Source organism: Roseomonas chloroacetimidivorans (assembly GCF_049629625.1).
Classification (GTDB): domain Bacteria; phylum Pseudomonadota; class Alphaproteobacteria; order Acetobacterales; family Acetobacteraceae; genus Roseomonas; species Roseomonas chloroacetimidivorans.
The window spans coordinates 72,095-92,943 of the sequence record NZ_JBNBZS010000014.1; the positions used below are offsets into that span (position 1 = coordinate 72,095).

The following is a 20,849-nucleotide window of genomic DNA, read 5'->3' on the forward strand; positions in this document are numbered from 1 at the left end:
AGATGCCCCGCCAGCTCAGCGCCCAGACCATCTCGGTGGTGAAGGCCACGGTCCCGGCCCTAGAGGCCCATAGCCTCGCCATTACGCGCCGCATGTATGAGCGGATGTTCGAGAACCAGGCCATCCAGAACCTGTTCAACCAGTCTCATCACGGGGAGACCGGTTCCCAGCCCAAGGCCCTGGCGGTTGCCGTGCTGGCCTATGCGCAGAACATCGACAATCTCGGCGTGCTTACCAGCGCTGTGGAGCGGATCGCGCAGAAGCATGTCGGGCTGAACATCCTGCCCGAACACTATCCCCATGTGGCCGAGGCCCTGCTCGGCGCCATCAGGGATGTGCTGGGCGAGGCGGCGACGCCTGAGATCCTGGCGGCCTGGGGCGAGGCGTACTGGTTCCTCGCCGACCTGCTCATCGGGCGCGAGAAGCAAATCTATGACGAGCACGCCGCCGCGCCGGGCGGCTGGAGCGGCTGGCGCGACTTCATCGTGATGGAGAGGACGAAGGAGAGTGAGATCATCACCTCCCTCACCCTGGTTCCCGCTGATGGCGGCACGGTACTGCGGCATCAGCCCGGCCAGTACCTGACCTTCTGGCTGGAGATCCCGGACCGCCCGCCCCTGAAGCGGAACTACAGCGTCTCCTCCGCGCCCAGCGACGCCTATTACCGAATCACGGTGAAGCGTGAGCCACAGGGTATCGCCTCGAACTGGCTGCATGACACGGTGCGGCCCGGGGCGCGCCTGAGGGTGGCCGCCCCTGCCGGCGAATTCTTCCTGCCCGGCCACCCCGAGAGGCCGGTCGTGCTGCTCAGCGGCGGTGTGGGCCAGACGCCACTGATGAGCATGATGCAGGCTGCGGCGCAGATGCGGCCGGAGGTGCCCGTGCATTTCGTTCATGGCACGCTATCTGGCGCCACCCATGCCCTGGGCGCCGAGGCCCGGGCCCTGGCCGCCGCCTCGGCTGGCCGGATCACCGTGACCACCTTCCACGAGTGCCCGCGCCCGGAGGACCGGAAGGGCCAGGACTACGATCTGGCCGGCCGGATCACCCTGGACTGGCTACGCGCCAACACCCCGATCGCGGAGGCGGATTATTACCTGTGCGGCCCGCGCGAGTTCCTGCGGGCCTTCACGGCCGGGCTCGTGGCACTGGGCACTCCGCCGGCGCGGATCCATTACGAGTTCTTCGGTCCGGCGGACGAATTGCTGGCTGCCTGAATACCGGACTCGCAGGGGCGCCTCGCCGGGCCGTTCACGGCCTTGCGGGGCGGCCCTGGCCGGCGCGGTTCAGGCGGTGGCGAGCAGGAGCGCCGCCAGGGCCTCCGGTGCGGTGACATTCGGGCTGTGGCTGGCATCCATGGCGTGGAAATGCCAGGCCGGATCGTCCCGGAAGCGATCAGCAAATTGCCGGAAGTTATCGGGACCATTCTTCCGCGTGCAGTGAATGTAGCTGCGCGGGAAGGACGGCGCCGCCAGGGACAGGCGAAGCTTCTGGCTGAAGCAGCGCGCGGGCTGATAGCGGCGGCGCGGCGTGATCCAGGCCATGTCCTCGGGCGAGGTGTCGGGCGGCGAGGGATTGGGCGGCATCAGCCAGCCCTCAACGGTCTCCGGCTTGCGGCCGGTGAGATCGTTGAGCGATTGCCCATCATTGGGAACGAAGGCATCGACATAGACGAGATGGCGCACCCGGTCGGGCAGGCGGTCCGCGACGCCGGTGGCGACCATGCCGCCATAGCTGTGGCCCACGAGGATGAAGTCGCGCAGGTCCTCGCAGTCGATCACGGCCAGGATGTCCTGGATATGGGTTTCGAGATCGACCATGGGATGGGCGAGATGGGCGCGCTCGCCGAGGCCGGTATAGGTTGGGGTGAGGACCTCATGGCCTGCGGCGCGGAGCAGCGGGCGCACCTTTTTCCAGGCCCAGGCGGCGGACCAGGCACCGTGGCAGATGAGGTAGGTGGCCATGCCGTGACGTTTCCCTTTGGTGTTGCCGGTGCAATCGGCCCCCGTGCTTATGCGCGGCCGGGGAGCGGAGCGGTGGTCTGGTGCGCGTCCTGACTCAGGAGCCCGCGACCGCCGAGGAACCCAGACGCGCCGACAGGCTCGGGCGGGCGTTCAGCAGCACGGGATCGAAGCCCGCGGCGCGCTTGTAGCTGCGCGCGATTTCCTCCAGCTCGGCCATGGGCAGCACGGCCTCGCGCCCGCCGACGGCCTCGAAGCCTTGGGGCGCCCGTTCCTCCGCCAAGTCCAGCACGCGATCCGGGCCCTGGCCGCGTGCGGCCTGCACCAGCGCGGAGGTGGCGGGGCGGCGGGCCTCCTCATAGGCGCGCAGCCCGGCCAGGGCCTCGCCTTCCGTCGCGAGGTGGAAGGCCAGGGTGCGGGCGTCGAGGATGGCCTGGGAGGCACCGTTAGAGCCGATGGGGTACATCGGATGCGCGGCATCGCCGAGCAGCGTGACCCGGCCATGGGTCCAACTCGGCAGCGGATCGCGGTCCACCATCGGGAATTCCCAGACCGCCGGGGCGGCGCGGATCAGGGAAGGAACGGAAAGCCAGGGCCATTCCCAGGCGGCGAAGAAGGGCAGGAAGTCCTCGATGTGGCCAGGGCGGTTCCAGTCCTCGCGCGCCCAGGGGGTGGAGGGATCGATCCGGCGCTCGGCGATCCAGTTGACCAGGGCGGGGCGGTCCGCCGTGGCCTCGCGGATGGGGTAGCAGACGAATTTCAGATCGCTGGTTCCCGCCTGCACCATGGTACGGCCGGTGAGATAGCCCGGATGCTCCGCGACCGCGCGCCACATGAGGCTGCCATTCCAGCGCGGCGCGCCTTCATACGGGTGCCAGGCGGCGCGGATGGCGCTGTGGATGCCATCGGCGGCCACGACCACATCGCCGCGCGCCGTGCGGCCGCCTTCGAGATGCAGCGTGGCGCCATCGGCATCCGATTCCGCGCCGACGCCGCGCGAGCCCAGATGGATGGCATCGCCCAGCCGTTCCTGCGCGGCTTCCAGCAGCAGCATGAAGAGCGTGCCGCGATGGATGCTGACCTGGGGCCAGCGATAGCCGGCGGCGAGGCCGCGATCCTCGCGCCACACCTCCTCACCGCGGCGGGTGGCGTAGAGCAGTTCCCGGGTGGGGACGCCGGCGGCCAGGACGCGGTCGCCCAGGCCGAGTTCGGTCAGTTCCCGAACGGCATGGGGCAGCAGGTTGATGCCGACGCCGAGGGGCTTGGGCATGGGGACGGCCTCATGCACCTCCACGCCGATGCCGGCCTGGTGCAGCGCCATGGCCAGGGTCAGGCCGCCGATCCCGCCGCCGGAAATGATGACGCGCATGGTTGCTTCCTCCGTGGAACGAAGATGGCAAGGCCGGCATGGATGGGGAAGGTCTCATCCCCCATGCTTCGTCACCGGGGAGCCGCCCTCTACTCGTCCGGCTTGAAGCCCGAGGCAGCGACGATCGGTCCCCAGATCTGGATTTCGCGCGCGATGCGGTCCCGGAAGGCGGCGGGTTCCATGATCGTGGGTTCAAGGTCGATGCGCGTCAGCGTCTCCTTCACCTCCGTGCTGGCGGCGGCGGTGGCGAGCGCCTGATGTAGGGCGGAAACGGTCGCGGGGGCGGCATTGGCGGGCAGCAGGGCGCCATACCATTCCTGATGCACGAGGTCGGGGTAGCCGGATTCGGCGAAGGTCGGCAGCTCGGCGACGCGCGCCGGGCGCTGGGGGGAGGACACGGCGAGCAGCCGGGCGTCGCCGGAGCGGTGGAAGGCGGTGAGATCGCCGAGGGGCAGCATCACCGCGTGCAACGTGCCCGCCAGCAAATCGGCGGCGGCGGGAGCGGAGCCGCGATAGGGAACGTGGTTCATCGTGATACCGGAGAGGCGCGCCAGCTCCGAACCGATGAAATGGCCCATGGAACCGGGGACGGGCGAGGCCCAGTCCACCGCCGGTTGCGTCTTGCCCCAGGCGACGAATTCCTGGAGCGTTTTCGCGGGGTGGCGTGCCGAGACCGCGAGGCCAAAGGGGAAGAGGCAGATTGGCGCGACGGGGGTGAAATCCTTCAGCGGATCGTAGCGCAGCGTGCGCGGGTAGAGGTGCGGGTAGATCGTCATCATCGATGCCGGCGTGACGATGAAGGAGGTGCCGTCGGGCGCGAGGGGCTTCAGCAACTCCAGCGCCAGGCGGCCACCGGCGCCGGGGCGGTTGTCCACCACCATCTGCGCGGCGCCCTGGGCGCGAAGACGTTCGACATAGAGGCGGGTGACGGTATCGGCGGTGCCGCCGGGCGGGAAGCCGACGATGGCGCGCCCCGTGCGCCCCGGCTGTGCCGTCGCGGGGTTGGCGCCAGCGGCGAGCGCCGCACCGCCGAGGGCTGCAAGCGTGGTGCGTCGGCCGATTGTGCCGTGCATGGTTCCGAGTGCCTTTCCGGACGGTTTCCTGATCCGGGGGCCGGCCACGCCAGACTGTCGGGCGGGGAGGACGGTCCCGGTGCGGCGGTTCCCGGGATATCCCGAGCCGCCTGCTTGGCATCAAGCCTGCCGCTACGCCCCTGTTTGTCAATCGGCCGGTGTTCTTACGAAGCCGCTGCGGCTGCCGCAGATCCCCCCTTGCAGAAACATGGACGTTCATCCATGTTCCCGCCCGGATCCGGGCCCCTCTGGCGACCCGGCGGCTCCGTGCCCGCCTCGGCGTGCCCGGATACTTCGCCGCCGTCGCGATGTCGGATCGACTTCTCGTGCAATCGGGCCCGGCGCGTTTTTCCCCTGTGTACGCAGCCGTGCTGCGTTCCGCCGGCCGGGCCCCCTTACGGAGGAGCCGTACCGGGTGGAAGCTTCAATATCCTTTTGGATCATCTTCAACGCAGCCGTTCTCGCGCTGCTGCTGCTCGATCTTGGCGTCTTCGCCAGGAAGGACGCGAATGGCGACCCGGCCCCCGTGCCGGTGCGTACCGCGCTGGTCAAATCGGCCGCCTATATCGGCCTTGCCCTGCTGTTCTTCGGCTGGCTCCGGATGAGCTACGGCGTCACGCCCGAGGAACGCAGCGCCAGGAGCCTGGAGTTCCTGACGGGCTATGTGATCGAGTGGTCGCTTTCGGTCGACAACATCTTCGTCTTCATCCTGCTTTTCGCGAAGTTCGGTGTTCCGGCCGCCTATCAGCACCGCGTGCTGTTCTGGGGCATCCTGGGCGCGCTGGTGATGCGTGGCATCATGATCCTGGTCGGCACGGCGCTGATGCGGGAATTTGACTGGATCATGATCCTTTTCGGGCTGTTCCTGATCTGGAGCGGCTGGAAGATGCTGCGTTCCGCTGAGGAAGAGGAGGATCCCACTGAAAGCCCCGTGCTGGCTTGGCTGCGCCGCCGCCTGCCTGTGACGGACGGCTTCCGTGGCAATGCCTTCACAGTGCGGGAAGCGGGCAAGTGGATGGTAACGCCACTCGCCCTGGTGCTCATCTTCGTCGAGCTGACGGACCTGCTCTTCGCGCTGGACAGCATCCCCGCGATCTTCGCGGTCTCGACGGACCCGTTCATCGTCTACACGGCCAATGTCTTCGCGATCCTGGGCCTGCGTGCCATGTATTTCGCGCTGGCTGGCATCATCCATCGCTTCAAATACCTGAAGCATGGGCTTGCGATCGTGCTGATGATCGTCGGCGCCAAGATGCTGGCCAACTGGTTCGCCGGCGGCAAGGCGGTGCCGGTGGAATACGCGCTGGCGCTGACCTCCGTGATCATCGCGGGGTCCATCGCGCTGTCGCTGTGGAAGACCCGCAACGAGCCCGCCATGGATGAGGTTCCTCCTCTGGCCGAGCCGCCACGGGGGTAAAAAAATGGGGGCCGGGATCACATTCCCGGCCCCACATTCTGTTTCCGCCGTCCCACGCAGGAGGTGCCGCGGCGTGACCCCTAACCCACGCGGTTGCTGATCAGATCCTGCACGACCGTCGGATCCGCGAGCGTCGAGGTGTCGCCGAGGCTGTCGGTCTCATTCGCAGCGATCTTGCGGAGGATGCGGCGCATGATCTTGCCGGAACGGGTCTTGGGCAGGCCGGGCGCCCATTGGATGGCATCCGGGCTGGCAATGGGGCCGATCTCCTTGCGGACCCAGGCGACAAGTTCCTTGCGGAGTTCCTCGGTCGGCTCCTCATCCGCGATCAGGGTGACATAGGCGTAGATGCCCTGGCCCTTGATCTCATGCGGCATGCCGACGACGGCGGCTTCCGCCACCTTCGGATGGGCGACGAGCGCGCTCTCGATTTCCGCCGTGCCCATGCGGTGGCCGGAAACGTTCAGCACGTCGTCCACGCGGCCGGTGATCCAGTAGTAGCCGTCCTCATCACGCCGCGCGCCGTCGCCGGTGAAATAGGTGCCGGGGAAGGTGGAGAAATAGGTTTGCACGAAGCGCTCGTGGTCGCGGAAGACCGTGCGCATCTGGCCGGGCCAGGAATCCGTGATGACGAGATTGCCCTCGGTCGCCCCTTCCAGGACCTTGCCATCATTATCCACCAGTGCCGGGAAGACGCCGGGAAGCGGGAAGGTGGCGGAGCCGGGCTTCAGCGGCGTGGCGCCGGGAAGCGGGGTGATGAGATGGCCACCGGTCTCGGTCTGCCACCAGGTGTCCACGATTGGGCAGCGTTCATCGCCGACCACGCGGTAGTACCAGAGCCAGGCTTCGGGGTTGATGGGCTCACCGACCGTACCGAGGATGCGGAGGGATTTGCGGCTGGTCTTCTTCACCGGCCCCTCCCCTTCGCGCATCAGGGCGCGGATAGCGGTGGGCGCGGTGTAGAAGATGTTGACCTTGTGCTTGTCGACCACCTGCCAGAAGCGGGAGGAATCCGGCCAGTTCGGCACGCCCTCGAACATCAGCGAGGTCGCGCCGTTCGCGAGGGGGCCGTAGACGATATAGGTGTGGCCGGTGACCCAGCCGACATCGGCGGTGCACCAGTAGATCTCGCCGGGGCGGTAGTCGAAGACGAGCTGGTGCGTGTAGGCGGCCCAGACGCCATAGCCGCCGGTGGTGTGCAGCACGCCCTTGGGCTTTCCGGTGGAGCCGGAGGTGTAGAGGATGAAGAGCGGGTCCTCCGCGCCCATGGGCTCGGGCGGGCATTCGGCGGACTGCGCATTGCAGAGCGTAGTCCAGTCGTGGTCACGGCCTTCCATCATGGCGACCTTGCCGCCAGTGTTCTTCGCGACGATGACGGACTTGATGGTCGGGCAGGATTGCAGCGCCACATCCGCATTGGCCTTCAGCGGCACGGTGCGGCCGCCACGGCGGCCCTCATCAGCGGTGATAAGCAGCGTGCTCTCGCAATCCTGTATGCGGCTGGCGAGGCTGTCGGGCGAGAAGCCGCCGAATACGACGGAGTGGATGGCGCCGATGCGGGCGCAGGCGAGCATGGCGACGGCGGATTCGACGATCATCGGCAGGTAGATCGTCACCCGGTCGCCACGGCGCACGCCCAGATGCTTCATGGCATTGGCCAGGCGGCAGACGCGCTCCAGCAACTGGCGATAGGTGATGTGGGCGTCGGCCTTGGGGTCGTCGCCTTCCCAGATGAGGGCGACCTGGTCGCCGCGGCCACCCTCCACATGGCGGTCGAGGCAGGACTCGCTGATGTTCAGCACGCCGTCCTCGAACCACTTGATGGAGACGTTGCCCTCGAAGCTCGTGTTCTTGATCTTCGTTGGTGCGCGCATCCAGGCGATGCGGTTCATCTCGCGCTTCCAGAAGCCCTCCGGGTCGCTCTTGGCCTGGGCGACCATGGCCTTGAACCGCTCGGCATCGACATGGCTGCCGGCGGCGATCTCGGGCTTTACGGGAATCAGTGTGTGATCGGTCATGGCGGCGGTCCTCCGGGCTGGGCCCTTTCTGGGAACATCGTCGCTGCCTGCCGGGAGGCGTCAAGGCCGGGGTGAGGAGTCCCCGCCGTCCCCCTCATATTTGTCCCGCACGCCAGTAAGGCTGGCGCGCCGGGACATCGCATATCGGCGTTCGATCTGGCCCGGGGGAACTTTCAGCTTCCCTCGGGCCGCACCGGATCACCGGTAGTAGTAGGGCCGCGGGTGCCGGTAGTAGCGCGGCGGGGGCGGCGGATAGCCATAGGCGTAGCGGCGGTGCCAGTGGCGCGGCGGGGGCGGCGGCGGCCGGTGCCAGTGGCGATGCGGGCGGTAATGGGGGCGCGGCGGGCCCCATTGCACGGGGACGAATTGCACCTCCGGCGTGGCGACGGCGATGGCGGGCTGGTTGGGTGCAGCCTGGGCCGCCGGGGCGGTGGCCAGGGCGGGAGCGCCGATCAGCGCGCCGAGGATGAGGGCCTTTCGGCCCAGGGAACCGAATCTGGCGAGGGCTTCTCGCATGGTGGCGTCCTCTTCTTTGCGGCGGGCCTTGGGCCCTTTGACTATGCAAGAGAACGCCTGGAAGCGGGCAGGGTCGCGACCGGATTGCGGCAGGGCCGGGGCGGATCGTCTCGAAGCGTGACCAGGCGATCACGGCCGCGTGGGATCAGAGTCCGGCATCGGCGGAGATGATGACCGACCCGTCCTCCACACGCGCCTCCACGGCTTCCAGGGAGTCGCCGGCGCAGGGACCGGAGACGCAGAAGCCGTCCTCCACCCGGAAACGCGCGCCATGGGCGGTGCAGACGAGGTGGCGGCGGGCGCCATCCAGGAAGCGGTCCGGCAGGCTTTCCAGGGGAATGCCGATATGGGGGCAGGAATTGACATAGACATGCACGGCTTCGCCCCGCCGCACGGCGACGAGGCTGAGGAAGCCGCCGGGCGCGGGCGGGAAGCCGCGGGCCTCCCCATCCGGGATTTCCTCCAGCCGGCAGAGGATGCGGGTTTCCGTCAAAGCCCGGCCATGGCGCTGATGAGCGCCCAGTGTTCCGGCGAGACGGGGACGACGGAGAGGCGGGACTGGCGGATCAGGGCCAGGCCTTCCAGCCGCGGCTCGGCCTTCATGGCGGCGAGGGTGACGGGTTTCGGAACCGGCCTCACCGTTCGCATGTCCACGCAGCACCACCGGCCGGACTCATCGGTGGGATCGGGATAGGCCTCGCGCGCCACCTCGACGATGCCAACGATCTCGCGGCCCTCATTGGAGTGGTAGAAAAAGGCCTGGTCGCCCTGCTTCATGGCGCGGAGGTTGTTGGCAGCCTGGGCGTTGCGCACGCCGGTCCAGGGTTCGACGCCGTTCTGGACCTGCTGGTTCCAGGAGAAGGCGTCGGGCTCGCTCTTCACCAGCCAGTAGGCGGTCATGCCGCGCGGGTTCCGGCGTGGCGGGCTTGGGTGGCGGGCACGGTGATCCCCTGGTGTTGCGGGCGAATCGCCGCCCGGCGCGGGCGCATGGAAACGCCGGGCGGCCGGGTCGCGCAACGGGGGTGGGGGCGCTCAGCCGGGGGTGGGGTCGTGGTGGACGCGGCGCAGGCGGAAGGCCAAGCCGATCAGCACGATGCCGCCGGCCACGGCCTGGATGGCCACCACCCAGATCAACGCCAGCAGTCCTGGCCCCGGGGCGGCCACCAGCCAGAGCCCGACCAGCACGCCGATCAGGCCCCAAAGGCCCATCAGCCAGCTTCCGCTGCGCCAGGCGAGAGCCATGCGGAAGATGCCCGTCGCAATGGACCAGGCGCCGACCAGCAGGACGAGCACGATGGCGGAGGCGATGGGCATCATCAGCAGCACCGCGGCCGCGACGAGGGAGAGCAGGCCGTCGAACCAGAGCCATCCGGTGCCTGACCGCGGCATGCCCAGCATGGCCGGGCGGCCTGTGATTGCCTGCCAGAGGGTGAACACGCCATCCAGCGCCAGCCAGGCGGCCAGGACGCCGAGGATCACCGCCAGGCCGAGGCCCGGGGCCAGGAAGGCGTAGATTCCGAAGAGGATGGAGACGATCCCCCGCAGAAGAAGGAGCCACCACCCGCTGGCCAGGGCACGAATGATCCGGAAACGGCCCTCGGCCGGGGTGGTGTGTGCGGTCGTGGCGGACATGACGGAGGGCTCCCTCGCGGCTGCGGGTGCAGCGGCGGAGGAGGAGGATGGTTTCAGGCTGGGTTGTCGCGCCGGCGCGCCTCTCCGGCGCCGTGCGGGAGCTCGGGCCGGCCCTGGCCATCGCCGGGAAGAACACCGGCGGGTCCATCTCTCGCCGTTCAGGACTGTTCCTCCGCTCGGCCGGCCTTCTTCTTCCCGCGCTTGGGTCCGGCCCCCATGGCGGCGACCGCCGCCGCTATTTCGGCGGGCGACGCTCCGCCACCATCCGGGGCGGTGACGGTGGGCGACGCGGCGGCCCGGTCCGCAGCGGCGGCACGATACCCGACGGCCTTTGCGCGCTCGTGCTCGAAAGCCTCCATGGCGGAAGGGGGCCGAAGAGGGCCGGCATCATCGCAGCCCGGATCGTTCATACCGGCGGAGAGGTCCGTTTGCCCGGATCGGGGGTTTTCATCCGTGAGCTTGCGCCCGGCCGGGGGCCCAAGCTCCTCATGCTGCCCGCCGGGCCGTGCCTGCTGCTCTCTGGCGGTGTGGGAACGCTCGCGACTGCCTCTCTTGTCCTGCATCCCGTCCTCCTCGTCACCTTGGTGAGGTAAGGGTGGCTGGAACCGGCTGCACTAAAGCAGGGCAATTCGCAGGCCGCATGTCCAGGGCGGGTCGGATGCGGCCAGAGTGGATTGCTGGAGGGCCCACATCCTGGTGACGTGAGGCGGCCGGGTCGTGCAAGCTGCACCGGGTTGTCGAACAGGGGAGGAAATCGGGCATGAGAGCCATCGTCGTGACGGAACAGGGGCCGGCGCTGCGGGAGGTTCCGATCCCCTCCCCCGGCCCGTCCGAGGTGCTGGTGCGCGTGCGCGCGGCCAGCCTGAACCGGGCGGATCTGGGCGTGGCGGCGGGCCATCAGCATGGTTCGCAGGGCGGCGCCGGCACGGTGCTGGGGCTTGAATGGGCGGGCGAGGTGGAGGCGGTCGGGGCTGAGGTGACGGAGGTCGCGCCGGGCGACCGCGTGATGTGCTCGGGCAGCGGCGGCTATGCGGAATATGCGCTGGCCGACCGGGGGCGCGTCTCGCGGCTGCCCGACAGCAATCTGAGTTTCGCGCAGGCGACGACGCTGCCGATCGCGCTGCAGACCATGCACGACGCCCTTGTGACCAATGGGCGGCTGGAGCGGGGGCAGGCCGTGCTGATCCAGGGCGCCAGCACAGGCGTCGGGCTGATGGGGCTGCAAATCGCGAAGGAGATGGGCGCGCGGCTGGTGATCGGCACCTCCACCGATGCCGGGCGGCGGGCGCGGCTGACAGAATTCGGTGCCGATCTGGCGGTGGACAGCAGCGATCCGGCCTGGCCCGAAGTCGTGCTGGCGGCGACGGGCGGTGAAGGCGTGCAGCTGATCGTGGACCAGGTGTCCGGCCCGATGATGAACGCCAATCTGCGCGCGACCGCCATCCTCGGGCGCATCGTCAATGTCGGGCGGCTGGGTGGGCAGGTATCGCCCTTCGACTTCGACCTGCATGCGCTGCGCCGCATCACCTATGTCGGCGTGACCTTCCGCACACGCAGCGTGGAGGAGGTGCGCGAAATCAACCGGCGCATGCGCGCTGATCTCTGGGGCGCGCTGGAGGCGGGACGGCTACATCTGCCCATCTCTGCTGAATTCCTGCTGGAGCAAGCGGCGGAGGCGCTGGCCCATATGCGGGCCAACCGCCATTTCGGGAAGATCGTGCTGCTGCCGTGACCAGGGCGCGGGCCGCTACTTCATGCCGGTGATGGACTTCACGGAAGCGCGGGGGTCGCGCCCGGGCCAGCGGCCGCAATCCACCCGCGTGACGAAGTCACCGAGGATGCGGTTGAACTGGTCGGGATCCTCGCGGTGGATGCCATGGCCGCAATTTGGCATCACGGCCAGCGCCGCGGTCGGGATGTTTTCCTTCATCAGGATGCCCGGCAGGAGGCAGGGCCAGTCCTCATCGCCGGTCAGCACCAGGGTCGGGACGCGCAGCGCGCGCATGTCCTCCACGAGGTCATAAAGCGAGGGACGTTCGCGCTGCACACCGAGCTGGGTATTGGCGGCGCCCACCGGATCATGCGCGACGAAGGCCTTCTTGAATTCGGCAAAGCCGCGCGGGTCCTTGTTCTCGAACTGCACGCGCGTGGGGCCGTGGGCGTAGCGCTCCGCGAAGGCGGCCATGCCCTGGCTGCGGATGGTCTCGACGATCGCATCGGCCTCGGCGCGGAACTGCTCGCGTTTCGCCGGTTCCGCGCCATAGCCGCAGCCACAGACGGTGAGCGACAGGGCCTTCTGCGGGTGGCGGAAGCCGAAATGCAGCGTGGCGAAGCCACCCATGGAAAGGCCGACCACATGGGCCTTCCGGATGCCCAGATGATCCAGCACGGCAGCGATGTCATCCGCCGCCCGCGCCTGGGAATAGGAGGCCGGATCCGGCGGCACGTCGGAGGGCGGGTAGCCCCGCGCATTATAGGCGATGGCACGGTAGCGTTGCCCGAAATGGCGGAGCTGCGCCTCCCAGCCATACAGGTCATCGGCGTATTCATGAACGAAAATGATCGGAGTGCCGGAGCCGGTTTCCTCGAAATAAAGTTGCACGCCATCATCGGTGTTCGCGTGGGGCATGGGTGTGGCTCCGTCAGGTTTGGCGAGGGCATGTTCGTCACGGTGTATGCCGGGGCAAAGCCCCAGGCTGTTCGAACGCCCAGCGCTCCTGAACTCGCTCAACGGCAAACAGCCTTTGGCTACCTTCACAGCCGTGTCGTTGCAGATCAATCGCCACATCGCTATACGGCTTGTGTCGGAAAAGGCAGACTTGGTTTGGTAAGCCCAAGTCCTTTCGGAAACGAAAGATCTGGCCTCGTGCATGAGAGCCCCACGACGAACGCCGGACGCCGCCCAGGCGCCGTTTGTTCGTCCGTGTGGTTCTCAAACCGACGAACCGCTCCGGTCGAACATCGACACAGGAGTAGTTCATGCCCAACCGCCACCCGGCTTCCTATGATGTCGTGATTGCCGGCGCCGGCCCTGTCGGCCTGTTCCTGGCCTGCGAACTGCGTCTCGCGGGCCTCGCGGTGGTGGTGCTGGAGCAAGCCGAAGACCCGCGCTCTCCTCTGAAGCGGCTTCCCTTCGGCATGCGCGGCCTTTCGGCGCCTACCCTTGACGCCTTCCACCGTCGCGGATTGCTGAACGACATCGCGGCGCCGCGACACACGAAGGATGGCTCAGCTGGCGGGGTTGCTCCGACTGCCGCACATTGGATGCAGCAGCCGCGCCGCCCAGGCGGCCATTTCGCCGGCATCCAGTTCTACCACGACAAGATCGACAACTCGAAGTGGCCGTATCGCCTGCCAAGTCCGGCCGGCACCAGCATGATGGTGGATATGGAGTTCCTCGAATCCGTCCTGGCCGCTCGGGCAGGCGCGATGGGGGTTGAGATCAGGCGCGGCCTTGCCATCAGGGAGTTTGATCAGTCGGATGAAGGCGTCACCATTCGCGCTGGCGGGGAGGCCTTTCGTGGCGGCTGGCTCGTCGGCTGTGATGGCGGCCGCAGTACGGTCCGCAGGGCTGGCGGTTTCGAGTTTGTCGGCACTGATGCCGAATTCACCGGCTATTCCGTCGAAGTGGAGATGGCTGATCCGGATAAGCTCCGCTTGGGTAGGCACTACACCCCGGCCGGCATGTATACCTACACCCCGCCCGGAACGATCGCGATGACCGACTTCGACGGAGGCACCTTCCACCGAACCCAGCCTGTCACGCTCGAGCACGTGCAGGCGGTGTTACGTCATATCTCTGGTGCAGACGTCACCGTGACGTCCCTCAAGCTTGCCACCACCTGGACGGATCGTGCTTACCAGGCGACGACCTACCGCAAGGGGCGAGTGCTGCTCGCGGGCGATGCCGCGCACATCCATTCCCCCTTGGGTGGCCAGGGCCTCAATCTTGGGCTTGGCGACGCGATGAACCTGGGATGGAAGCTTGCCGCCACTATTCGTGGCGATGCGCCGGCCGGTTTGCTCGACACCTATTCGGGCGAACGGCATCCGGTGGGTGCGCAGGTCCTCGACTGGTCGCGCGCGCAGGTCGCGCTGATGCGGCCGAGCCGGAGTTCGCGAGCGCTCGAAGCGATCATCCGCGATCTCATCGACACGCGCGACGGCGCGACCTACTTCGCCGAGCGCGTATGGGGTGTCTCGCTGCGCTATGATCTGGGCGACAGCCACCCCTTGGTGGGGCGCAGCGCTCCCGACTTCGAGCTGGTCGACGGGAGGAAGCTCGGCGAGCTTCTACGGGAGGGCAAAGGCCTGTTGCTCGACTTTGACGCTCGCGGACCACTCCAAGCACTCGCGAGCCGCTGGAGTGACCGTATCCTCTATGTCGCATGCGACGCCAAGGCGCGGCTGGGCGTGAGCGCAGTGCTGGTGCGCCCCGATGGTTTCGTTGCCTGGGCCGGTGAGGTCGCCTTTGACGAGGAAGAAGTTTCCAAGGCCACGTCACGCTGGTTCGGCGAAGCTGCGGAGGCGGGATGAGCACGGCCGGAACAGGGAAGCTGACCGGAGCGAGCTGAGCGGCTCAGCTTGCTCCTCTCTCGCATCAGCCTGTGTCCGGGTTCTCAGCGGCGAGTTTCTGCACAGACGGACCCGCGCCGTTTACACCGGGACAGTGGAGAACGACCTAGCCCGGCGCCGCCGCCAGCACGGCCTGTACGGACCGTTGCCAGGCTTCCCAGGCCGCGTCGGCCCGGGCACCAGCCTGCTCCGCCTCCAGGCTCGCGCGGTTCAGGGCCTGGCGGGCCGCTTCCTTCGCCGCGCCGCTGCGATCCTCGGCCGCGCTGCGGGCGCGGTTGAGCGCGGCCTCGGCCGTGACGTAGGCGCGCCATTGCGTGGTGAAGGTATCAAGCAGTTGGCGCGCCTGGGCCAGGTTGCCAGCCAGCCGGGCCAGTGCGTCACGCCCCGGCGCCCCGGCAGGCAGTTGGTCGAGGCTTTCGCGCAGGGTTTCCAGCGTGCCCGGCCCGCCGGGAAGGCGGCGCAGACTCGGTTGCACGTCCAGGCTGCGCCAGTTCAGCAACAGAGGATCGCCCAGCCCGGCATCCCAGAGCGTGATGGTCTGCTCCCCTTCCCGCTCGAAAGCGAGGCGGAGCGTGGTGCTGGTGCCGTCCAGCGTGGCGCGGTGACGCAGGCCAAAATCGCCTTCGGCTTCGACCGCGAAGCGCGGCGTCGCGCCAGGCCGGCGGGGCAGGTCGATCAGCACGGAGCCTTTCGCGCCGCGCGGGTCGATGGCGAAGGTCGCCTCCTCCGTGGAAAGGGTCTTCAGCACCACCTGGCCAGGGCGCAGTGCGGCGGCGGTGGGGCGGGTGCTGTCATGGATGGCGGAGGTGACCAGCACGTCGCGGTCGCGGCCAAAGGCCAGCAGGCGGGTGGTGCCGGGCGGCAGGGCGCGAAGTTCCGCATCGCCCAGCCAGGAGCCGGCTTCCGCGCCCTCCGCACCGAAGACGGTCACGATACCATCGGGCAGCGTGTTCGGCGTGTTGTTCACGAGGCTGACGGCTTGCAGCGGGTGCCGCGCGCCTGCGTCCTGGATCCACCAGACGCGCTCCGCAGGTAATTGGGCATCGAGGAAGGGAAGGTTGGCCGTCATGCCGGCCTGGAGCTTGACGGGCTCAGGCAGCGTGAAGGCGATACGCCCGGCGGAGGCGGCCGCCAGGGCCGGGGCTGCCGCCTGCCCCATCGGTGCGGGGGCCGGCGCGGCCATCATGGCCGCCATCTCGCCCGTGCGCTGGCGGAAGGCGGGCGCGGGCGGCGGCGGGCGCGCGCCGGTATCGGCGGTGACCTGCACCTGTTCGGCCACGCGCACCGGCAGGTTCTGGCGGGGCACGGTGATTGGCGCGTAAAGCGCCTGCTGGAAGCTGGCCGCCTCGCCCGAGACGAGGGTCAGCCGCACGCCGTCCCAGTCCGCGCCGGAGAGGTTCTCCACGGTTGCCCAGCCCTGTAGCCCGGCCGTTGCCTTGCCCGCCGGCACCACGAGCCGCCAGGAGGGTTTCCAGACCGGGGCGGGGATGACGCTGACCACGCTCACCTCGCGCTCGCGGGTGCCGCGCAGCATCACTTCGACCAGACGTTCGCCGTCGCTGCGCGCGGTGGCCAGCGCCTCGGCCGCACGGCTGACACGGGCGGCGAGTGTGGAATCCAGCAGCCGGGCCTCGGCGCCGTCGCGCAGCAGGACCGTGGTCAGGCCCGTGGGCGTCACCAGGGTCAGGCGGAGTCCCTGCTCCGTCTCCGCGGCCTCGGCGACGCGGCCGGTTGTGCCGGCGGCTTCCACCATCTGGCCGCGCAGGGCGTTCAGCAGGGCGGCACGGCTTTCGAAATCGGCGGGGCGCAGCGGCAGGCCGCGGAAGGCTTCCTCGGCCAGGTCGCGCGCAGGCAGGCGCACACCCTCGATCGTGCCGGCGGGGTCGCGCACGAGGAGACTCTTGAGCACGTCGTCCACGGCGCCGAGGGGCACGCGGAAGCTGGCTGGAGCGTCCGGAGCCAGATTCGCCCGCCGCTCCACCTGCATCAACCCGCCAGAGGACATGACGACGCCGGTGATGGGCAACTCATCGCCCAGGGCAGGCAGGGTGAGGACGGATAGCAACAAAGTCAGCCGGCGAATCATTCAGGTCTCTCCCGGTTTGGCGGGCCGGACCATCGGACGGGATCACGGCGAAGATTTGGCGAGTATGCCCAAAACCAGGGCGCATGGCGCGGCCTTGGCCAGCGCAGCATAAGCGCCGCTAATGCCAGAGCTTCTTCCTTGCGGATTGGACAGTTTTCCAGGTTTTCGATGATCTGAACCCCGGATCGGCGGCCTGTCCGGCCTTCCGTGCCCGAATCTGGTCAAGGAGAGTTCCCACGATGGAAGCAGCGTCCTTCGATCCCTTCGAATTCGAGCTGTTCCGGAACGCCTTGCTGTCGGTGGCCGACGAAATGGCGCTGACGGTGCACCGCACGACCTATTCCGCGGTTCTTCGCGACAATCTCGACTACTCCACCGGTTTCTTTGATCCGCAGGGGCGCATGATCGCGCAGGGCTTCTCCCTGCCCGCGCATCTCGGCTCGATGCCCACCGCGCTGGGGGCGGTGCTGACGCGCTTTGGCGGCGAGATCCGGCCTGGCGATGTCTATGCGCTGAACGATCCGTTCCATGGCGGCATGCATCTGCCGGACATCTTCATCTTCAAGCCCATTTTCGTCGATGGCGAGCTGATGGCCTTCGCCGGCACCATTTCGCATCACACGGATGTCGGCGGGCGCGTGGCCGGGTCCAACGCGCCGGACTCGATCGAGATCTACCAGGAAGGCGTCCGCATCCCGCCGATGCGGATTTTCGACAGCGGCAAGCGGAACGAGACCTTCTTCGAGCTGCTGCTGACCAATGTGCGCGTACCTGACATGGTGGGCGGCGACCTCCGTGCCCAGCTCGCGGCCTGCCATGTGGCCGAGAAGGCCTTTGTCGAGATGTGCGGCTCCTATGGCGTCGCCAAGGTGCGGCGGCTGGTCGATGCCATGCTCGACCATTCGGAGCGGCTGGCGCGGGCCGAGATCGCGCGGCTGCCCGACGGAACCTTCGCCTTCGAGGATTACCTCGACGACGACGGCATCGATGTGGGCAAGCCGATTCTGCTCAAGGTGACCGTCACCAAGAAGGGAGACGGCATCCTGTTCGACTGGACGGGATCCTCCCCACAGGTGAGGGGGGCGCTGAATGCCACGCTGTCCTTCACCAAATCGGCTTCCTATTGCGGCGTGCTCTCCATCATGGAGAACAAGGTGCCGAACAATGAGGGCGCCTTTCGCGCGATCGAGGTGGTTGCGCCGGAAGGAACGGTGGTGAACTGCGTGCACCCGGCCTCCGTCGCTGCGCGCGGGCTGACGGGGTTCCGGATGGTGGATACCGTCTTCGGCGCCTTGGCGCAGATGGTGCCGGGCAAGGTCACGGCGGCTGGTGATGGCGGCAATACCAACATCTCCATCGGTGGCTACGACCGGAACCGCAAGCCCTATATCTTCTGCGACTTCACCTGCTGCGCCTGGGGCGGCCGTGCCTTCGCGGATGGGCTGGACGGCAATTCCCACATGTTCGCCAACATGGCCGGGCAGTCCAGCGAGGTGATCGAGGCGGAGCAGCCTCTGGCCGTCGAGTGCTACGAGCTGTTGGGCGACCGGGGCGGGGCGGGCAAGTTCCGCGGCGGTGCGCCTTATCGCCGGGCCTATCGCTTCCTGGGCGACGAGGCCGTGATCTCCGTCCGTTCGGACCGGCGGGCTATCCGGCCTTATGGACTCTATGGCGGCTATCCCGGCGCGCCTTCCATGAATGTCCTCACCCGCGCGGGTGGGAAGCCGGAGGTCTATCCGGCCAAGTTCTATGGCCAGCTTCGTTATGGCGATCGCTTTGTGCATGAGACGGCGGCGGGTGGCGGCTGGGGCGATCCGCTGGAGCGCGACCCCGAGCGCGTGCTCAAGGATGTGCTGAACGAGTTCGTCTCACCGGCCAATGCGCACGACCTCTACGGTGTCGTACTGGCGGCGGATGGACGATCCGTGGACCTGCCGGCGACCGAGGCGCTTCGCGCGCGCATCCGGGCAGGCCGGGGCTGGCGGGAGGCGCCCTATGCGCTGCGCGAGGAGCCTACCGTCCTCCCTCAGGCGGCCGAGTGAAGGAGAGAGGGCGATGAGCAACATTCGCGTCGGCGTCGATATCGGCGGCACCTTCACCGATATCTGCATCATGGATGCCGAGGGCGGCATCATCACGAAGAAGGTGTCCTCCACCGTCGACAACTATGCCCGTGCCATCAGCGAGGGGCTGGCGGAGGTGTTCGGGGAGCACGGGATCGGCGCCGCCGATGTAGCGGAGATCCTGCACGGCACCACCGTCGCCTCCAACGCGATCCTGGAGCACAAGGGTGCGAAGACCGGGCTGATCACCACCAAGGGTTTCCGCGACGTTCTGGAGCTGCGCCTGCTGCGCATGCCCCGGCTCTATGACCTGAACTGGGTGAAGCCGCCGGCACTGGTGGAGCGCCGGTTGAGGCTGGAGGTGGATGAACGCGTCAACTTCCGTGGCGAAGTGGAGAAGGCGCTGGACCCGGCGGAGGTGGAGGCGGTGCTGGACCGGTTGCTGGCGGAGGGGGTGGAGGCGATTTCGGTCTGCCTGCTGCATTCCTATGCCAACCCGGCGCATGAGCGGATGATCCACGACATCATCCGCGCCAAGGCGCCGGAGATGGTGCTCTCGATCAGCTCCGAGGTGCTGCCGGAGATCAAGGAATATGAGCGGACCTCGACCACCGTCATCAACTCCTATGTGAAGCCGGTGGTGGGGCGGTACCTGAAGTCGTTGACGGCGGATCTGAAGGGCATCGGCGTCACCTCGCCGCTGCTGCTCATGCAATCCAATGGGGGGCTGACGCCGGCCGAGGTGGCGGCGGAGATGCCGGTCAACATCATCGAATCCGGGCCGGCGGCCGGGGTGATCGGGGCGCAGTCCCTCGCTCGGCGCGCGGGGTTCGACAAGGTGATCTCCTTCGACATGGGCGGCACCACGGCCAAGGCCGCGCTGGTGGAGGACGGCGAGGTCTCGCGGGCCGAGGAGTATTCGGTCGGCGGCGGGATCATGATCGGGTCGCGGCTCATGTCCGGCGCCGGTTATGTGCTGAAGGTGCCGGCGATCGATCTGGCCGAGGTGGGCGCGGGCGGTGGCTCCATCATCGCGCTTGATGCGGGCGGCGCGCCACAGGTGGGGCCGGAAAGCGCGGGATCCTATCCCGGCCCGGTCTGCTACGGCCTGGGCGGGACGGAGCCGACCGTGACGGATGCCAATGTCGTGCTGGGCTATATCAACCCGGCGCATCTGGCGGGCGGGGCGGTGAAGCTGCATGCCGAGAAGTCCCGTGCCGTGCTGGCGGAGAAGGTGGCGGGGCCGCTGGGGCTTTCGGTGGAGCGCGCGGCCTATGGCGCGCATCTGATCGCGGCGGCCAACATGATCCGGGCGATCAAGGCGGTGTCCTCCGAGCGCGGGCGCGACCCGCGGGATTATGCGCTGGTGGCCTTCGGGGGGAACGGGCCGCTCTTCGCGGCGGGGATGGCGCGGTCCCTGGGTATCCGCAGCGTGATCGTGCCGCCCTCGGCGGGGGTCTTCTCCTCCGTCGGGCTGCTCTATTCGGATGTGGAGTATCATCTCGCCCGCACCTACCGGCAGCTGACCGGGGCGCTGGACCTGGCGGGTCTCGTCTCAGCCTGGCAGGCGCTGGAGACGCAGGCGCGCGACAAGCTGGTGGCGGATGGCTTCCGGCCCGACCAGATGCGGCTGAGGCGCTTTGCCAAGCTGCATTATCGCGGGCAGGCCTATGAACTCTCCGTGCCCATGCCGGACGGGCCGATTACCGAGGAGACTTCCGCGCGGCTGGACCAGGCCTTCGGTGACGAGCATGAGCGCACCTATGGCCACCGCGCCGGGCCGGGCGAGCCGGTGGAGCTGGTTAGCCTCAATCTGGTCGCCAGCGGGCAGCTCGACACACTGCGCGGCGCGAAGGCCAGGCTGCCGGCACCGGCCGAGGCGCCCCCGGTGGAGCGCCAGGCCTATTTCGGCCCGGAGAATGGATGGATGGCGACGCCGGTCCTGCAACGCGCCCATCTGGTGGGCCGGGACTGGAAGGGACCGGCGGTGATCGAGGAGTATGACTGCACCTGCGTCGTGCCCCCCGGCACATCCGCGCGGCTGGATGCCCATGGCAACATCGCCATCGACACGGGTGTGGGGGCATAAGGAAGTGGCGCCCCGGGAGAGATGCCCGGGGCGGTAAGGGGAAGGTCTGA

General features: G+C 68.1%; 17 protein-coding genes. 7 read left to right on the top strand and 10 right to left on the bottom strand.

Annotation, left to right across the window (positions count from 1 at the left end):
• The first annotated feature begins 2 nt into the window (after positions 1–2).
• Positions 3–1,217: an NO-inducible flavohemoprotein gene (hmpA, locus tag ACO1BU_RS12830; RefSeq protein ID WP_424136344.1), complete on the top strand. Its 1,215-nt coding sequence runs from the start codon at positions 3–5 to the stop codon at positions 1,215–1,217.
• A 69-nt stretch (positions 1,218–1,286) separates the two neighbouring features.
• Here hmpA and ACO1BU_RS12835 read toward each other — a convergent pair whose 3' ends face one another.
• The 3 genes from ACO1BU_RS12835 to ACO1BU_RS12845 form a co-directional block, all read right to left on the bottom strand.
• Positions 1,287–1,964 carry an alpha/beta hydrolase gene (locus ACO1BU_RS12835; RefSeq protein WP_424136345.1) on the bottom strand — a complete coding sequence of 226 codons (678 nt, stop codon included), beginning with the start codon at positions 1,962–1,964 and terminating at the stop codon, positions 1,287–1,289.
• Positions 1,965–2,058: 94 nt separating this feature from the next.
• Positions 2,059–3,330 (bottom strand): flavin-dependent oxidoreductase, encoded by a 1,272-nt coding sequence (locus ACO1BU_RS12840; RefSeq protein ID WP_424136346.1) that lies wholly within the window; start codon positions 3,328–3,330, stop codon positions 2,059–2,061.
• Between the two features lie 89 nt (positions 3,331–3,419).
• Positions 3,420–4,403: a tripartite tricarboxylate transporter substrate-binding protein gene (locus tag ACO1BU_RS12845; RefSeq protein WP_424136347.1), complete on the bottom strand. Its 984-nt coding sequence runs from the start codon at positions 4,401–4,403 to the stop codon at positions 3,420–3,422.
• 415 nt (positions 4,404–4,818) lie between these two features.
• On the opposite strand from ACO1BU_RS12845, the gene ACO1BU_RS12850 reads away from it, so the two are divergent.
• Positions 4,819–5,820 carry a TerC family protein gene (locus tag ACO1BU_RS12850; RefSeq protein ID WP_424136348.1) on the top strand — a complete coding sequence of 334 codons (1,002 nt, stop codon included), beginning with the start codon at positions 4,819–4,821 and terminating at the stop codon, positions 5,818–5,820.
• Between the two features lie 80 nt (positions 5,821–5,900).
• Here the strand turns inward: ACO1BU_RS12850 and acs are convergent, their stop codons facing one another.
• From acs to ACO1BU_RS12875, 5 genes are all read right to left on the bottom strand, one after another.
• The gene (gene acs / locus ACO1BU_RS12855) at positions 5,901–7,838 is read right to left on the bottom strand and encodes an acetate--CoA ligase (protein ID WP_424136349.1); all 1,938 of its coding nucleotides are present in this window, start codon (positions 7,836–7,838) and stop codon (positions 5,901–5,903) included.
• 198 nt (positions 7,839–8,036) lie between these two features.
• Positions 8,037–8,354, bottom strand: coding sequence for a hypothetical protein (locus ACO1BU_RS12860; RefSeq protein WP_424136350.1), 318 nt, complete (start codon positions 8,352–8,354; stop codon positions 8,037–8,039).
• Between the two features lie 145 nt (positions 8,355–8,499).
• Positions 8,500–8,847 (bottom strand): Rieske (2Fe-2S) protein, encoded by a 348-nt coding sequence (locus tag ACO1BU_RS12865; protein WP_424136351.1) that lies wholly within the window; start codon positions 8,845–8,847, stop codon positions 8,500–8,502.
• Positions 8,844–9,254: an EVE domain-containing protein gene (locus ACO1BU_RS12870; protein ID WP_424136352.1), complete on the bottom strand. Its 411-nt coding sequence runs from the start codon at positions 9,252–9,254 to the stop codon at positions 8,844–8,846. The genes ACO1BU_RS12865 and ACO1BU_RS12870 overlap by 4 nt, the downstream gene beginning before the upstream one ends.
• 132 nt (positions 9,255–9,386) lie before the next feature.
• Positions 9,387–9,986 carry an HdeD family acid-resistance protein gene (locus ACO1BU_RS12875; RefSeq protein ID WP_424136353.1) on the bottom strand — a complete coding sequence of 200 codons (600 nt, stop codon included), beginning with the start codon at positions 9,984–9,986 and terminating at the stop codon, positions 9,387–9,389.
• Between the two features lie 47 nt (positions 9,987–10,033).
• Between ACO1BU_RS12875 and ACO1BU_RS12880 the strand changes: the two genes are divergently transcribed.
• Both ACO1BU_RS12880 and ACO1BU_RS12885 read left to right on the top strand, forming a co-directional pair.
• Positions 10,034–10,579, top strand: a complete 546-nt coding sequence (locus ACO1BU_RS12880; protein WP_424136354.1) for a hypothetical protein — start codon at positions 10,034–10,036, stop codon at positions 10,577–10,579.
• Between the two features lie 167 nt (positions 10,580–10,746).
• Positions 10,747–11,718: a quinone oxidoreductase family protein gene (locus ACO1BU_RS12885; RefSeq protein WP_424136355.1), complete on the top strand. Its 972-nt coding sequence runs from the start codon at positions 10,747–10,749 to the stop codon at positions 11,716–11,718.
• Between the two features lie 15 nt (positions 11,719–11,733).
• On the opposite strand, the gene ACO1BU_RS12890 is transcribed toward ACO1BU_RS12885, so the two are convergent.
• The gene (locus tag ACO1BU_RS12890) at positions 11,734–12,615 is read right to left on the bottom strand and encodes an alpha/beta fold hydrolase (RefSeq protein WP_424136356.1); all 882 of its coding nucleotides are present in this window, start codon (positions 12,613–12,615) and stop codon (positions 11,734–11,736) included.
• Between the two features lie 350 nt (positions 12,616–12,965).
• Between ACO1BU_RS12890 and ACO1BU_RS12895 the strand changes: the two genes are divergently transcribed.
• Positions 12,966–14,522, top strand: a complete 1,557-nt coding sequence (locus ACO1BU_RS12895) for an FAD-dependent monooxygenase (protein WP_424136357.1) — start codon at positions 12,966–12,968, stop codon at positions 14,520–14,522.
• 145 nt (positions 14,523–14,667) lie between these two features.
• Here the strand turns inward: ACO1BU_RS12895 and ACO1BU_RS12900 are convergent, their stop codons facing one another.
• The gene (locus ACO1BU_RS12900; RefSeq protein ID WP_424136358.1) at positions 14,668–16,647 is read right to left on the bottom strand and encodes a hypothetical protein; all 1,980 of its coding nucleotides are present in this window, start codon (positions 16,645–16,647) and stop codon (positions 14,668–14,670) included.
• Positions 16,648–16,886: 239 nt separating this feature from the next.
• Between ACO1BU_RS12900 and ACO1BU_RS12905 the strand changes: the two genes are divergently transcribed.
• A complete protein-coding gene (locus tag ACO1BU_RS12905) occupies positions 16,887–18,689 on the top strand; it encodes a hydantoinase B/oxoprolinase family protein (RefSeq protein WP_424136359.1) in 1,803 nt (600 codons plus the stop codon).
• A 13-nt stretch (positions 18,690–18,702) separates the two neighbouring features.
• On the top strand, positions 18,703–20,799 hold the full coding sequence (locus ACO1BU_RS12910; RefSeq protein WP_424136360.1) for a hydantoinase/oxoprolinase family protein: 2,097 nt from the start codon (positions 18,703–18,705) through the stop codon (positions 20,797–20,799).
• The last annotated feature ends 50 nt before the right edge of the window (positions 20,800–20,849 follow it).